This is a genomic window from Sphingomonas fucosidasi, assembly GCF_036663855.1.
Taxonomy (GTDB): domain Bacteria; phylum Pseudomonadota; class Alphaproteobacteria; order Sphingomonadales; family Sphingomonadaceae; genus Sphingomonas; species Sphingomonas faeni_B.
This window is the reverse complement of the sequence record NZ_JAXOJR010000012.1, coordinates 19,375-34,512: the sequence shown is the minus strand read 5'-3', so window position 1 is coordinate 34,512 and position 15,138 is coordinate 19,375. Positions and strand designations below refer to the sequence as shown.

Annotated in this window: 14 protein-coding genes and 1 pseudogene; 8 read left to right on the top strand and 7 right to left on the bottom strand. The window is 64.3% G+C overall.

Features of this window, described 5'->3' with window-relative positions; translation table 11 throughout:
- The first annotated feature begins 205 nt into the window (after positions 1-205).
- On the top strand, positions 206-1,600 hold the full coding sequence (locus tag U1737_RS18185) for an MFS transporter (RefSeq protein WP_332797747.1): 1,395 nt from the start codon (positions 206-208) through the stop codon (positions 1,598-1,600).
- A gap of 313 nt (positions 1,601-1,913) precedes the next feature.
- Here U1737_RS18185 and U1737_RS18180 read toward each other — a convergent pair.
- Positions 1,914-3,656, bottom strand: a pseudogene (locus tag U1737_RS18180) (DUF885 domain-containing protein).
- A gap of 123 nt (positions 3,657-3,779) precedes the next feature.
- On the opposite strand from U1737_RS18180, the gene U1737_RS18175 reads away from it, so the two are divergent.
- Both U1737_RS18175 and U1737_RS18170 read left to right on the top strand, forming a co-directional pair.
- Complete coding sequence (locus tag U1737_RS18175; protein WP_248521713.1) at positions 3,780-4,604, top strand: alpha/beta fold hydrolase; 825 nt, start codon at positions 3,780-3,782, stop codon at positions 4,602-4,604.
- 148 nt (positions 4,605-4,752) lie between these two features.
- On the top strand, positions 4,753-5,406 hold the full coding sequence (locus U1737_RS18170) for a hypothetical protein (protein ID WP_248521715.1): 654 nt from the start codon (positions 4,753-4,755) through the stop codon (positions 5,404-5,406).
- A 7-nt stretch (positions 5,407-5,413) separates the two neighbouring features.
- Here U1737_RS18170 and U1737_RS18165 read toward each other — a convergent pair whose 3' ends face one another.
- Positions 5,414-5,740, bottom strand: coding sequence for an FtsB family cell division protein (locus tag U1737_RS18165; RefSeq protein WP_055878455.1), 327 nt, complete (start codon positions 5,738-5,740; stop codon positions 5,414-5,416).
- A 131-nt stretch (positions 5,741-5,871) separates the two neighbouring features.
- Positions 5,872-7,152, bottom strand: a complete 1,281-nt coding sequence (gene eno / locus U1737_RS18160; protein WP_107961796.1) for a phosphopyruvate hydratase — start codon at positions 7,150-7,152, stop codon at positions 5,872-5,874.
- 175 nt (positions 7,153-7,327) lie between these two features.
- Here eno and U1737_RS18155 point away from each other — a divergent pair, with 175 nt between their 5' ends.
- The 5 genes from U1737_RS18155 to U1737_RS18135 all read left to right on the top strand — a co-directional run bounded on the left by U1737_RS18155 (position 7,328) and on the right by U1737_RS18135 (position 9,356).
- A complete protein-coding gene (locus U1737_RS18155; protein WP_332797746.1) occupies positions 7,328-7,837 on the top strand; it encodes a hypothetical protein in 510 nt (169 codons plus the stop codon).
- A gap of 4 nt (positions 7,838-7,841) precedes the next feature.
- Complete coding sequence (locus U1737_RS18150; protein ID WP_248521721.1) at positions 7,842-8,192, top strand: phage holin family protein; 351 nt, start codon at positions 7,842-7,844, stop codon at positions 8,190-8,192.
- The gene (locus U1737_RS18145; RefSeq protein WP_332797745.1) at positions 8,189-8,461 is read left to right on the top strand and encodes a phosphatase; all 273 of its coding nucleotides are present in this window, start codon (positions 8,189-8,191) and stop codon (positions 8,459-8,461) included. Before U1737_RS18150 ends, U1737_RS18145 begins: the two co-directional genes overlap by 4 nt.
- Before the next feature lie 103 nt (positions 8,462-8,564).
- Positions 8,565-9,044 (top strand): hypothetical protein, encoded by a 480-nt coding sequence (locus tag U1737_RS18140; protein WP_332797744.1) that lies wholly within the window; start codon positions 8,565-8,567, stop codon positions 9,042-9,044.
- Positions 9,045-9,125: 81 nt separating this feature from the next.
- On the top strand, positions 9,126-9,356 hold the full coding sequence (locus U1737_RS18135) for a DUF4170 domain-containing protein (protein ID WP_332797743.1): 231 nt from the start codon (positions 9,126-9,128) through the stop codon (positions 9,354-9,356).
- Positions 9,357-9,996: 640 nt separating this feature from the next.
- Here U1737_RS18135 and U1737_RS18130 read toward each other — a convergent pair.
- The 4 genes from U1737_RS18130 to U1737_RS18115 form a co-directional block, all read right to left on the bottom strand.
- Positions 9,997-10,647: a rhomboid family intramembrane serine protease gene (locus U1737_RS18130; RefSeq protein ID WP_332797742.1), complete on the bottom strand. Its 651-nt coding sequence runs from the start codon at positions 10,645-10,647 to the stop codon at positions 9,997-9,999.
- Positions 10,648-10,652: 5 nt separating this feature from the next.
- On the bottom strand, positions 10,653-11,129 hold the full coding sequence (gene greA, locus U1737_RS18125) for a transcription elongation factor GreA (RefSeq protein ID WP_056052861.1): 477 nt from the start codon (positions 11,127-11,129) through the stop codon (positions 10,653-10,655).
- 75 nt (positions 11,130-11,204) lie between these two features.
- Positions 11,205-14,537: a carbamoyl-phosphate synthase large subunit gene (carB, locus tag U1737_RS18120; RefSeq protein ID WP_332797741.1), complete on the bottom strand. Its 3,333-nt coding sequence runs from the start codon at positions 14,535-14,537 to the stop codon at positions 11,205-11,207.
- 1 nt (position 14,538) lies between these two features.
- Positions 14,539-15,132 carry a hypothetical protein gene (locus U1737_RS18115; protein WP_332797740.1) on the bottom strand — a complete coding sequence of 198 codons (594 nt, stop codon included), beginning with the start codon at positions 15,130-15,132 and terminating at the stop codon, positions 14,539-14,541.
- Between the last annotated feature and the right edge of the window lie 6 nt (positions 15,133-15,138).

The following is a 15,138-nucleotide window of genomic DNA, read 5'->3' as shown; positions in this document are numbered from 1 at the left end:
AATGGCCGACGTACCCGCAAGCATCACTGCTGCCGCCGAAAAGCAAAAACCACGCATACCCAACTCCCTACCGTCACCCCGACCCTTCGACTTCGCTCAGGAGAGCCTTGTTCCGGGGTCCACCGATCCGCATAACAAATCGCGTCGATTGTGCGGCACGGTGGTCCCCGGAACAAGTCCGGGGTGACGAAGTGAGCTGAAGAAAATGCAGGACGGCCTGCCCAAGCCCCGCCGCTTCATGGCGATCGCCGCGATTTCGGCGGGGACGGCGCTGACGATCATCGATGGCGGCATCGCCACCGTCGCGCTGCCGACGATCGCGCGCGACCTGCACGTCGGCAACAGCGCGGTGGTGACCGTGGTCACGGTGTACCAGCTGATCCTGGCGATGGCGCTGCTCCCGTTCTCGGGGCTCGGCGACCGGATCGGGCTGAAGCGGATGTACCAATATGGCCAGCTGCTGTTCACGGTCGCGACGCTGCTATGTTTCTTCGCGAAGAGCCTGCCGTTCCTGCTCGTCGTCCGCGCGGCGCAAGCGTTGGGCGCAGCGGCGGCGCTCAGCGTCTCGTCGGCGCTGATCCGCTCGATCTATCCGACCAAGCAGCTTGGCCGCGGGCTCGGGATCAACTCGGTCGTGGTGTCGAGTTCGGCGGCGCTGGCTCCGACGATCGGCGGACTGGTGCTCGCGATCGCACCGTGGCCCTGGGTGTTCGCGAGCGCGGTGCCGTTCGCGATCGCGTCGCTGCTACTTGGCCGCGCGCTGCCCGAGCCGCACCGGCGTGACGAGCCGTTCGACGTGCTTGGCGCGGTGATGTGCGCGGCGATGATCGGGCTCGTGATCGGCGGCGCGGAGAGCGCGGTCCACGGCGACAGTCCGATCGTCTCGGCCGCGATCGTATTGACCGGCGCGGTGATCGGCTGGTTCTTCGTGAAGCGCGAACAGGGCGAGACCAAGCCGATCCTGCCGATCGATCTGCTCGCCCGGCCGGTGCTCGCGCTGTCGGCGATCGGTGCGTACACCGCGTTCATCGCGCAGATGACGTTGTTGCTGTCGACGCCGTTCCGGTTGACGCATGCGTATGGGTTCTCGGCCGCCGAAGTCGGCGCGGCAATCGCGCCGTGGCCGCTGGCGAACATGGTCGTGGCGCCGCTGTCGGGGTGGTTGTCGGATCGCTATCCGGCGGGGCTGCTCGGCGGGATCGGGATGAGCGTCTCGATCTGCGCGCTGCTGCTGCTCGCCTACATGCCGGCGGACCCTGGGTATTTCGATATCGCGTGGCGGATGGCGTTGTGCGGGTCTGGGTTCGGGATGTTCATGGCGCCGAATGCGCGGTTGATCATCGGGAGTGCGCCGCGGGAGCGGGCGGCGGCGGCGGGCGGCCTCGTCTCGACCGTCCGGCTGGTCGGCCAGACGACCGGCGCCACCTTGGTCGCGGCGTTGCTGGCGATGGGCGTAGGTGCCGGCATGACCCCGCCTTTGGTCGCCGCGGGTCTCGCGCTGGTGGCGGGCCTATGCAGCCTGAGCCGACTCCGCCCCTCGATCCGCAACCCGCCGAGCGAGGAAACGCAGGACGTCCAGCCGGCGCAACAGACGCGGTGATTTCTGTTTCCTTTCCCCGCAGGAGAGAGGGAGTAACAGGAAAAAGCATGTTCACCCGCGAAGGCGGGTGCCCAGTCTGCGTCCCTGCCGTCGCGGGGACACCCATCCTCCCCGGCACGGGGAGGGGGACCGCCGCTCGCAGAGCGGGGGTGGAGGGGGATCACCCGGAGCGTACCGCCTCGAAGAGCGAACTCGGCGAGAACTGCCGATGGTAGAACGCAACTCGGAGCATCACAACCGTATCTGGCGGGGAGAGCCCCCTCCACCAGCTTCGCTGGTCCCCCTCCCCGTTCCGGGGAGGATCAGCCCAAACTCAAAACGCCGCGCTCGCCTCAGCCTCCCACATCATAGCCTTGCGCACCAAAGGAATCGGCGGGCCGCCATAGCTCAGGAACTGATCGTGGAACGCCTTCCAAGCCTTCCGGCCGCCCCGCGTCGCGGTCCAGTCGCTGCGCAGCTTGCGGATCATCAGCTTGCCCATCGTGTAGTTCAGATACGCCGGATCATACGTCCCGCGCGCCGCCTGCTGCTTGGCGTTCCCCTCGTCCTGGTAACATTCGTCGACGAACATCCGGAACGACTGCTCCTGCGTCATCCCCTTCGCGTGCATGCGGATCGCGGACAGGTACCGGCAATCGCGCAGCAGAGCGTTAGAGATCTGCCCGACATGCGTCTCGGGATCACCGTTATTCAGCCCAGCCTCGAACATCATCTCCTCGGCATAATGCGCCCACCCCTCGGCGAACGCATATCCCACGAACAACCGCCCGAAGAGCGACGGCGAGCGGTTCGCATGCAGGAACTGGACGAAATGCCCCGGCATCACCTCGTGCACCGACGTGAACAGCAGGTCGTTCTTGCCCGGCACGAACGCGTCCTGCACCGCCTTGCTCCAGCTCGGATCGGGCGGCGAGATGTAGTAGATCGACGGCACGCCCTTCTCGAACGGCCCCGGCGGATCGATATAGGCCGAGTTCTGCCGGTTGTACGGCGGCGATTCCTCGACCAGCGCCTGCTCGGTCCCCGGAATCGTCAGCAGGTCGTGATCGACCACAAACTTGCGCAAGGTCGGGATCTGCCGCCGCGCCTCCGCGACCGGGCCGCCGACCGGCTTGTTCGCGTTCATCTTGTCCATGCACGCCGTGATCGACAGCCCCTTGGCGAACACCCCGCACGCCTGCGCCAGCGCCGTCTGGTTGCGTTTCAGATCGGCAACACCCGCCGCCTCCAGTTGGTCGAGCGGCGTATCGACGCCCTCGGTCATCGCCACCATCCGCGAGAACTTGTCCGCCCCGAGCGCAAAATCCTGCGTCGCGGTGGCACGCTGGCCCTCGGTCCACGTCCCCAGATCGCGCATCGCCGCCGCTGCCGCCTTCGCCGCATCGGCCAACTGCTTCTGCGCCGCCGCATCCTTGACGCTTGCGAATGCCTTCACCGCGTCGCCCGCATAATAGTCGGCAAAACCGTTGAACGCCGCCGTCCCTTAATTGACATAGCTCAGCGGCATCGGGGCCTTCAGGTTCGCCTTGATGTTGCCCGCCGCCGCCGGGATCTTCTGGAAAAACGCGGTCAGCGCCTTCATCCGCGTCGGCGCATCGGCATAGTTGCGCGCGATATACGTGTTCGGATCGAGCCCCGCGCTCACATACCAGGCGGGGTTATGATGCGGTTGGTCGGCATCCTCGAGCCAGAACAACTTGCCCTTGGCGACCTGCACCAGATAATCGCGCTCGAACGCCTCGGCAGGCTTCAAATCCTTGAACGCCCCCGCCTTGTCGATCGCGGCGTGCAGGAAGTCCGCCTGTCGCTTCAGCCCCGCAGCACTCCAATCGCCGAGCCCGCCATCATACTCGTGCTTGCCCTGATAGACCGCGTTGGCCGGATCGATCTTGAACCAGCCATCGATGAAGCCGTCGCGGAACCCGGCCCAGTCGTTCTTCGCAGCAGGGGTCGGCGCAGGTGCCGCAGCCTGTGTGTTCGAGGTAGTCTGTGCAGGCCCGCACGCGCTCAGCGTCAGCGCAGCCGCCGCCACCGTGGCCAGAAGTCCGATCCGCATCTCGTCTCCAATTCCGATTCGTGACGCCATGCTGCCAGTCGAAGCGCCGCTGCGCCAGTGCGCGGAACGGCGCCCAGGCTGAGCCGTTGATTGCGCACCTGTTTCGACCGACTGGAGACACCGATGCCCTATATAAAAACCCGTGACGGTACAGATATCTACGTCAAGGACTGGGGCACCGGCCGCCCGGTGATCCTCACGCATGGCTGGCCGCTCAACGCCGACAGCTGGGACGCGCAGGCGATGGCGCTCGCACAGGCCGGTTTCCGCGCGATCGCCTATGACCGTCGCGGGTTCGGTCGCTCGGGCCAGCCCTGGAGTGGCTACGACTACGACACGCTCACCGACGATCTCGCCGACGTGATGGAAGCGACCGGCGCGAACACCGACGCGACGATCGTCGGCTTCTCGATGGGTGGTGGCGAGATCGCGCGCTACATGAGCCGCTACGACGGCAAGGGCGTGGTCGCCGCCGGGCTGATCGCGTCGGTGGTGCCGTACATGCTCAAGACCGACGACAATCCCGATGGCGTCGACGCGGAGACGTTGGCGAGCATCGGCGCCGGCATCGAAGACGACCGCCCGGCGTTCTTCAAGACCTTCCTCCAGCAGTTCCTCGGCGTCGGGTTCATCACCTCGCCGGTCAGCGACGAGGTCGTCGACTGGGCCTGGAGTCTGGCGATGCAGGCAGGTCTGCATCCGACGCTGCGCTGTGCGGAGGCGTTCGGCCACACCGACTTCCGCGGTGACTTGGCCGCGTTCCGCGTGCCGACACTCATCGTGCACGGGACGAGCGACAAGACAGTGCCGATCGACGCCACCGGGCGCGCCGCAGCCAAGGGCATCGCCGGCTCGCAGCTCGTCGAATATGATGGTGCACCGCACGGCCTGACGATCACGGAGAGCGATCGCTTTACCAACGATCTGCTGACGTTCCTGGGCAAGTAACGCTTTCCGGGTCTCCACATCGTACTGATCCAGGGTTCTGGCGCTCGCCAGTAACCCTGGATTAGGGTGGAACCGGGAACGAGGGTCGGAAACCAGCCTCGGTCGCGCTCAATTAACTTGTTTACAGTTTCCCAGCTACGACATCCGCGTGGCCCTCTCGTACCAAACTCGCGCGCCTCGTCGCGTCTTGCCGACACGCCAAGCCTATCGAGCCGCCATTGGTGTTTCCGTTGCGGCTTTCCTCGGCTGGGTCGTCACGATTAACGCCACCTCGACGATCGTCGTCTCACCCATCAACATCTGGTTCGTCACCGCGATCAGCGTGCTCGGCGGTATGGCGGGGCTTCGGACCGGCATCGTGATCGGTGTGGTCGAAGGCGCGGTCGGCCGCCACAAAGCGAAGGCGCGACCTTGGGTGGTCCGCTGTCTGATGGCGACGATCGGCTTTGTCTTTGGCGTGATCGTCGGCGCGACGGTCGCCTATCGAATGGTCGACGTCGCCCTTTTCTGGCGATCCGACGAGCCGGTCGTCACCACCATTTTCCCCATCCACGCGGTGGGCCTTGCCAAGGCGACGCCCTTCCTATCGATCGGATCGGAGGGTGAGCGCGACGATATTCGCATCTCCAAACGCGACTATGACGTACTGAGGACCGGGGCCCCCCTCCGCCGGCCGTGGCGCTATTGCATCGCCCTCAAGCGCCAGGCGAATTACGAGGCGGTTCGCGTATGGCGACCCCGTTCACGCCGTTCCGGGCCACAAACGGTATTCCCGTGCCCGTCCTATGCGCAGTGGTGGTAAGCCGTCGTCAATTACCGAGCGGGACGATCACCTCGTCCGGATGCGCCACGTTCAGTTCCTTTCGGACCATCTCGTCGACCATGTCCGGATTGGCATGATCCGGGTTTAGCAACGCGACCCGGTTTTTCAAAACCTCGCGCTTGCGATCGAGCGCGGCATAGTCCTGCTCGCGCTTCGCAAGCTGGCGCTTATAGTCGCCATAGGCGAACATCCCGTTCGGTCCGAGCACGGCATACGCGCCGAAGAACGCCATCAGCGTCAGCCCCAGCGCCGGCCACGCGGCCTTGCGCATTGTCTTCCGCAGCTTGCTGGTCTTCGTCGTCACGCGTGCCATGCTCGTCCTTCGGTAGTTCTCCGTCACCCCGGACTTGTTCCGGGGTCCACCGCTCCGCACACTCGAGTCTCTCGAATATGCGGGACCGTGGATGCCGGAACAAGCCCGGCATGACGGATGGGGTGGGTCAATCAGCCGCCGATCAGGATGTCGCGACCCGCGTAGCGCGCCGCGTCGCCCAGCTCTTCCTCGATCCGGATCAGCTGGTTGTACTTCGCCAACCGGTCCGACCGCGCGAGGCTGCCCGTCTTGATCTGCCCGCAGTTCGTCGCGACCGCCAGATCGGCGATCGTCGCATCCTCGGTCTCGCCCGACCGATGCGACATCACCGCGGTATACTTCGCCCGCTGCGCCATCGACACCGCCTCCAGCGTCTCGGTCAGCGTGCCGATCTGGTTGACCTTCACCAGCAGCGAGTTGGCGATACCCTGGTCGATCCCACGCTTCAGACGCTTCGGATTGGTCACGAACAGATCGTCGCCGACCAGCTGGACCTTGTCGCCGATCAGGTCGGTGAGCGTCTTCCAGCCCTCCCAATCGTCCTCGCCCATGCCATCCTCGATCGAGAAGATCGGATAGCGCCGCGTCAGATCCGCGAGATACTCCGCCATCTCGGCGCTCTCGAGGATCCGGCCCTCGCCCGAGATGTCGTACTTGCCGTTCTTGTAGAACTCGGTCGCCGCGCAATCGAGCGCCAGCATCACATCCTCGCCGGGCTTGTACCCCGCCTTCTCGATGCTCGACATGATGAAGTCGAGCGCTTCGGTGGTGCTGCCGATGTTGGGTGCGAAGCCGCCCTCGTCGCCGACGCTGGTCGACAGGCCCTTCTCGCTCAGACCCTTCTTCAGCGTGTGGAAGATCTCCGAGCCGCAGCGGACCGCCTCGAGGATGTTCGATGCGCCGACCGGGACGACCATGAATTCCTGGAAATCGATCGGGTTGTCGGCATGCTCGCCACCGTTGATGATGTTCATCATCGGCACCGGCAGCAGATGTGCCTGCACGCCGCCGACATAGCGGTACAGCGGCAGGCCACGCGCTTCGGCCGCGGCCTTGGCGACGGCGAGGCTGACGCCGAGGATCGCGTTCGCGCCCAGCCTGCCCTTGTTCTCGGTGCCGTCGAGTTCGATCATCGCGCGATCGAGGTCCGACTGGTCCTCCGCGTCCATGCCGAGCACGGTGTCGGTGATCTCGTCATTGACCGCGTCGACCGCGCCATCGACGCCCTTGCCACCCCAGCGGGTCTTGTCGCCGTCGCGGCGCTCGACCGCCTCATGCGCGCCGGTCGAGGCGCCCGACGGGACAGCCGCGCGGCCGAAGCTGCCGTCTTCGAGCAGCACGTCGACCTCGACGGTCGGATTGCCGCGGCTGTCGAGGATCTGGCGTGCATGAAGGTCGATGATTGCGGTCACGTAACGATGCTCCTACAAATCCCGGTGCCGGGTCGTTCGCGCCGCCTCTACCGTCTCACGCCATATCGGGCAATCGCGCGGACACCCGAGAACAGTGTCGTGCAATCGCGCGACGGTTCGGGAACCGTGCTCCGGCGGCGGTGTTGAGGGCGTAACAATTCTGAAAGGGACCGTCATGGCCGACTCCAGCGTAAACGATACCGTCAACGACCTGAAAACGACCGCGAACGAGGTTGGTACCGAGGTGAGCAAGACGATCGATAACAAGATGGGCGACAACGGCACCAGCGATCTCTCGGCCAAGACCGCCGACGCCAAGCAGGCGATCAAGGAAGGCGCGAGCAAGTACAGCGCGCAGGCCGCCGACAAGGCGCGCACCTTCGCCGAGGACGGCAAGGCCCGTGCAAGCGGCGCGCTCGAGCAGATCGCGCAGCTTCTCAACGACGCCGCCGGCCAGGTCGACGAGAAGCTCGGCTCGCAATACGGTGGCTATGCCCGCAGCGCGGCCGACAGCGTCTCGGGTTTCGCCGACCAAGTGAAGGCGAAGGACATCGACGAGTTGGTCGACGACGCCCGTGAACTCGTACGGAAGTCGCCGGCGATCGCAGTCGGCGCAGCAGCGGCCATCGGCTTCGTCATCGCGCGACTGGTCCAGTCGGGCGTCGACGCCAACCCGAAGGCCTGACGCCTTGTCCGATCCCGTGATGCTGACCGGCGAAGACGAGAGCCTTTCGTCGATCGTCGGCCGGCTGGCGACCGAGACGAAGAGTCTCGCGACCGCGGAAGTCGCTGTCTACAAGGCGAAGTTCGGCGAGACCGCCAGCGCGTACAAGTCGGCGGCGATGTTCTTCGCGGTCGCCGGCGTGCTGGCGCTGGCCGCGCTGATCGCACTGCTGGTCGGTGCGATCTTGACGCTGGCAACGCTGGTAGGGCCTGGATGGTCGACCGTGATCGTCGTCGTTGCGGTGCTGGCGCTGGCCGGCATCCTGGCGATGATCGGCAAGTCGAAGCTTCAGACCAAAAGCGAGCCCGTATCATGACATCCGCCAAAGTCGCCGCCGCAGAGATCGAAGCCGCCATCGCCCGCCAGCGCGTCATGATGACGGTCGGGCAGTTGCAGGACCGGCTCAACCCGCGGAAGCTCGCGCTCAACGCCAGCCGCGACGTCGCCGATGCCGGCACCGCCGCGCTGACCGCGAGCGTGGAGACGGTGAAGCGCAATCCGGGGCCGACCGCAGGGTTCGCCGCGGTTGCCGGGCTGTTCCTCGCGCGGCACCGGATCGTCGGACTCTTCCGCCGCGGGCGCTGACTGCACTGACTGCGGTCACCGCATTGAAACCTTGAAGTCCCGGCTCGCGTTGAACCCCCATTGAATTGAACGGCGAGCAGCTTGCCACCAGAAGGACATTTCCATGACCGACGCAAAGACCACCGCAAACGAAACCGCCCACGAGACTGAAAGCCGCCTGCGCGAAGGCCTCGACACCGTCCGCGAGACCGCATCGAAGGTCTATCACGACGCCGGCGACAAGGCCTCCGAGGTTCTCGAAGTCTCGCGCGAGAAGACCAAGCGCGTCGTCAACAACCTCGAATCCAACCCGCTCGGCATCCTCGTCGGCGGTCTCGCCGTTGGTGCGCTTGCTGGCGCGCTGATCCCGCGTTCGGCGCGCGAGAAGGAATTGCTCGCGCCGGTCGGCAAGCGTCTCAGCGAGACCGTCGTCGCCGCCACCGCCGCCGCCAAGGCCGCGGGCCAGTCGGAACTGGGCGAGCTCGGCCTTACGAAGGACAATGCGCGCGGTCAGGCAAAGGGCCTGCTCGAAGGCGTGGTGAAGGCGCTCAGCACGGCGGGTACCGCAGGTGCGAAGGCCGTTTCGCAGAAGCCGGCGGTCTAAAAGAACCACCGACTAAGGGTTCAAAGCGCGGGTCGAACACGCTAGGGCATCTGCAACCTCCCTCCCAAGGAACAGCAGCGCATGAGCAAGCTCCACCTCGTCTTCGGCGGCCGCGTCAGCGACCCGCGCACCCTGGACTTTAACGACCTGAACGCGATCGAATTCGTTGGTGTCTTCCCGGACTATGCCAGCGCCGAAAAGGCTTGGCGTGCTGCGGCGCAGCGCACGGTTGACGATGCGGAGATGAAGTTCGTCGTGGTGCACCTGCACCGCATGCTCGAGCCGAACCTGTCGGGTTCGACCGCGGCCTGAGCTACCCCTGAGCCGTCTTTTCCGCGGGGGCGGGAACCCATATTGGCTAACGTCGCGAACTGATAGCAGCGATATAGGCTATGGATCCCGCCTGCGCGGGGATGACGATATTGAGCGACAGCACATCTGCCTTCGTCGATTCAAGCTTGTGCTCGAAACTAGCGAAACTAGCATAGGGCGAAACAACTTGCCCTCACCCTTCCCACGGCAGAGCAGCCGCGGGCCACTTCCCTCTCCCGTCGGGAGAGGGAGAGACGCCGAAGGCGGCGAGGGGTGAGGGCACGCGAGCAGTGCTCCCGGCATCCGTCGCGCTGGCTAGTTGACTGAAGCATTCCGCTCAAGCGCTGTGCCCGCCCGAATAGGGTAGAGATACGCCGACACAGCCGACGAAGGCGCACAAGCGTACCCTCCCCACCCCGTTCGTGCTGAGTAGAGACCGAGTAGCTCCGTCAGGAGCGTATCGAGGGCTCGTATCGAAGCACAGGTTTCGCACGCCAACCCATCCTTCGATACGCCGCTTCGACAAGCCCAGCAGCTACTCAGGAGGAACGGGGTTTGGAGTAATATGTCGAGGAGGATGTGATGAGAGGGACAAGATACGCCCGCGGACGCGTGAGGTGAATCCGCGTAGCGCCAGCGCTCAAGCCGCCCGGTAATGCCAGAGCAGCAACGGCCGAGCCAGCACAAGCCCCGCCAGAAACCCGCCGATATGCGCGCCGATCGCAATCGGCCCACTAGCCCCGACCGAAGCGCCAAACCCGGCCAGCCCCATCAGCAACTGGATCCCGATCCACGCCGCCGCCAGCCACACCACATGCACGACCCCAGCCGGCACCGGCCCGATCGCCTGCGCCCGCCGCTCGCCATACAAAAGCGCATAAGCCCCAACGACCGCCGAAATCGCACCGCTAGCGCCAATCATCGGCGCAGTAGACTCAGGCCCGAACGCCCAATGCCCCGCCGCCGCCGCATATGCGCCCAGCACATACAGAACGACCAAACCGACCGTCCCCAGCGCCTTCTCGACGAACTGCCCGCAATACACCAGCATCACCAGGTTCAGCGCGATATGCGCCCAGCCGCCGTGGATCAACGTCGCGGTCAGCGGCGTCGCCCAGGATGGCACGACAAACATATGATCGCTCGGAATACCGATATCGGTCATCCGCAACGGAATGAACCCGGCGTTCACCGCCCAGTAGCCAAGCGACCCGCTCAGCACCAGGAATCCCGAGACGATGACCGTCACGATCGTGATGATCGCCGTCGCCCGCGTCTCAAAGAATTGCATAAGGCTCAGATGAACTCGATCTTGGAGACGACGTAGTAACGCTCGCCAGCGGGCACCGTCACCTCGACCTCTTCGTCGAGCTTCCGCCCGATCAGCCCGCGACCCAGCGGCGAGTTGTACGAAATCCGCCCCGTCTTGGCGTTAGCCTCGGTCTGGCCGACGATCTGATACTTAACCGGCTTGTCGTTCTCGTCGAGCAACGTCACCGTCGCGCCGAATACCACCTTGTCGCCCGAAAGGTCCTTCGGATCGATGATCTGCGCGCGGCTCAGCTTGTCCTCGATATCGGAGATCGAAGCCTCGACCTGCCCCTGACGCTCCTTCGCGGCATGATATTCCGCGTTCTCGCTCAGGTCGCCATGCGCGCGCGCCTCTTCGATCGCGTCGACGATCGTCGGACGTTCGGCTTTCAGGCGCTTGAGATCCGCACTGAGCGTCTCATAGCCTTCCTGCAGCATCGGCATCTTTTCGACGGTCGCCATCATCTCGTCCCCAAATTCATTTCCCCGCGCGGGGCGCCATAACGGCCCCGCCCACACATCACGCTTATGTCGGGATCAGTTGTGCGACTGCGAATAATAGGATTGCAGGGGCCGTACTTCAAGGCTGTGCGTCGAAAGCTTGGCAATCGCCTTCGCCGCCTCGAGCGAAGCGGGTGCGGTCGTGAAGTACGGAATGCGCTGGCCGAGCGCCGAAGCCCGGATCGGCTGCGAGTCCTTCAGGCTCTGCCACCCCTCGGTGGTGTTGAAGATCAGCGCGATATCGCCGTCCTTGATCCGGTCGACGATATGCGGCCGCCCCTGCGCGACCTTGTTGACCTTCTCGACCGGCAAACCGGCAAGCGCGAGATGATCCGCCGTCCCACCGGTCGCGACGATCGAGAAGCCGGTGTCGACCAGCGCCTTCACCGCCTCGACGATCATCGCCTTGTCGCCGTCCTTCACGCTGACGAAAACATTGCCCTTGGTCGGCAGGATCGTCCCCGCGCCAAGCTGTGCCTTCGCAAACGCGATCGTGAAATCGGGATCGATTCCCATGACTTCGCCGGTGGACTTCATTTCCGGTGACAGCACCGGATCGACGCCGGGGAACTTGTTGAAGGGGAACACCGCCTCCTTCACCGCATAATAGTCGATATGCCGGTCGATCTTGGGCAGATCGACCAGCTTCTCGCCTGCCATCACGCGCGCGGCGATCTTGGCGATGGGCGCACCGATCGCCTTGGCGACGAACGGCACGGTGCGCGACGCGCGCGGGTTCACCTCGATGAGATAGACCAGGCCGTCCTTCACCGCGAACTGGATGTTCATCAGGCCGACCACCGACAAGGCATGCGCGAGCGCCACCGTCTGCCGTTCGATCTCGGCGATGATTTCCGCCGACAGCGAGTAAGGCGGGATCGAGCACGCAGAATCACCCGAATGGACGCCCGCCTCCTCGATATGCTGCAACACGCCCGCGACCACGACATCGGTGCCGTCGCAGATCGCATCGACATCGACCTCGATCGCATCGCGCAGATACTGGTCGATCAACACCGGCGAGTCGCCCGACACCTGCACCGCGGTCGCGATATAATGCTCGAGCTGCCCGATCGTATCGACGATCTCCATCGCCCGTCCGCCGAGCACGTACGAAGGCCGCATCAGCACCGGATAGCCGATCCGCTCCGCCGCCGCGACCGCCTCGTCCCGGCTCCGCGCCAGGCCATTGGCCGGCTGCAACAACCCGAGCTTGGTGATCAGCGCCGCGAACCGCTCACGGTCCTCCGCCAGGTCGATCGCGTCCGGCGTCGTCCCCAGGATCGGAATACCCGCAGCCTCGAGCGCACGCGCAAGGTTCAGCGGCGTCTGCCCGCCGAACTGCACGATCACGCCGACCAAGGTGCCGTTCTGCTGCTCGACATGCAGGATCTCCAGCACGTCCTCGGCGGTCAGCGGCTCGAAATACAGCCTGTCCGAGGTGTCGTAATCGGTCGACACCGTCTCCGGATTGCAGTTGACCATGATCGTCTCATAGCCCGCATCCGCCAGCGCGAAGCACGCATGGCAGCAGCAATAGTCGAACTCGATCCCCTGCCCGATCCGGTTCGGCCCGCCGCCGAGAATGACGATCTTCTTCCGGTCGGTCGGCTCGGACTCGTTCTCCGGCTCGCCGAAGCTCGGCGCCTCGTAGGTCGAATACATATACGGCGTCTTCGCATCGAATTCGGCCGCGCATGTATCGATCCGCTTGAACACCGGCCGCACGCCGAGCTTCAGGCGATGCTGGCGCACCTCCTCCTCGGTCACGCCACCGGTCATCGCCTTAACGACCTCGTGGATCAGCCCCGATCCGCGCGCGATCCCGCGGTTCATGCCGCGCAGATTGGCGGATTGCAGCGCCAGCCACGCGAGCCGCTTGTCGCTGAACCCCATGCTCTTGAGCCGCCGCATGCCGGGCGCGTCGATCGGCAGGCCGTCCTTCATCACCTCGGCCTCGGCCGCGATGATCTCGGCGATCCGCTCGAGGAACCACGGATCATACTTCGCGATCGCGTGCACCTCGGCGACCGTGAAGCCCTCGCGCAGCGCCTGCGCCGCCACCAACAACCGGTCCGGCGTCGCGACGGCCAGAGCCGCCTCGATTTCCGCCCGCGGCGCGCCGACCAGATGATCGACCTGATTGAAGCCCGACAGACCCGTCTCGAGCCCACGCAAAGCCTTCTGCATCGACTCGTGGATGTTGCGGCCGATCGCCATCACCTCGCCGACCGACTTCATCGCGGTGCCGAGCGTGTTCGACGCGCCCTTGAACTTCTCGAACGCGAACCGCGGGATCTTGGTGACGACGTAATCGATCGTCGGCTCGAACGCGGCGGGCGTAGCCCCCGTGATGTCGTTCTCGATCTCGTCGAGCGTGTAGCCGACCGCCAGCTTCGCCGCGATCTTCGCGATCGGGAAGCCGGTCGCCTTCGACGCCAGCGCGGACGAGCGCGAAACACGCGGATTCATCTCGATGACGACCAGCCGGCCGTCCTTCGGATTCACTGCGAACTGGACGTTCGAACCGCCTGTTTCGACACCGATTTCACGCAACACCGCGATCGATGCGTTGCGCATGATCTGGTATTCCTTGTCGGTCAGCGTCAGCGCCGGCGCGACCGTGATCGAGTCACCGGTGTGGACGCCCATCGGATCGACGTTCTCGATCGAGCAGATGATGATCGCGTTGTCGTTGCGATCGCGCACCACCTCCATCTCGTATTCTTTCCAGCCGAGCAGCGATTCCTCAATCAGCACCTCGGTGGTCGGCGACAGATCGAGCCCGTTGCGGACGATCGCGATGAACTCCTCGCGATTATACGCGATGCCGCCGCCCGAGCCGCCCATCGTGAAGCTCGGCCGAATGATCGACGGAAGCCCCGTCTTCTCAAGCCCTTCCAAGGCTTCTTCAACAGTATGTGCGATAGCCGAGCGCGCGCTTTCCAGCCCGATCCGGTCCATCGCATCGCGGAACTTCAGCCGGTCCTCCGCCATGTCGATCGCATCGGCATCCGCCCCGATCATCGTCACGCCGAACTTCTCCAGCGTACCGTCATGGAACAGCGCCAGCGCCGTGTTCAGCGCGGTCTGCCCGCCCATCGTCGGCAGGATCGCGTCCGGGCGCTCCTTCTCGATGATCTTGGCGACGATCGCGGGGGTGATCGGCTCGACATAGGTCGCGTCGGCCAGCTCTGGATCGGTCATGATCGTGGCGGGGTTCGAATTGACGAGGACGATACGATAGCCCTCCTCCTTCAACGCCTTGATCGCCTGCGTGCCCGAATAATCGAACTCGCACGCCTGGCCGATGACGATGGGTCCTGCGCCGATGACGAGGATCGAGGAGATGTCGGTGCGTTTTGGCATTTTAGTTTCCGAACCCCAGAATAATTGTAAGCAGTGCAGACGCGTTTAGGAACGCAGTCAGCGGCTTCGACGTGAGTATGCTTATGACTTGCCCCCACAACGGGTCAGGACAGCCAACTAGTTCTTCAACAGCGCGTGCGCACGCCAAAGCGTTTTCCCGCTCATCGCCATCTAGTCCTGACTGCTCGACCACTTGCAGCAACACTTTTGCACCGCTCCGGATTTGGGCCATCTTTAGCGGGCCGAGTCGCTCGGTAAGTCCAGTCCATCTAGAGCTATCTATCGAGAGCCCCTGCTCGTCGCGGATATATTGGTAGGCACGCCGAACTTCTTCAATGTGTTCTACACTGCCGCCAAGCGCCGCGGACAACACGCGAGCTTCGTTCGCTATGCAGTATCCTAAACCGCGTGGCGTAAGCTCGATCATGTCAGACTCGGCGAGCGGCTCGTCTACGCTTGAGATCATCGACGCAGTAATCAGCTTATCTTTTTCCAAGTGGAAAAGTGAATCTTCAATTTCGTCAGCGGAAATAAATGCCCGCTCCATATCTTCAACGTCGCGAAATGTACCAATGCGGTTGTCGACGAGCGTCAACAATAT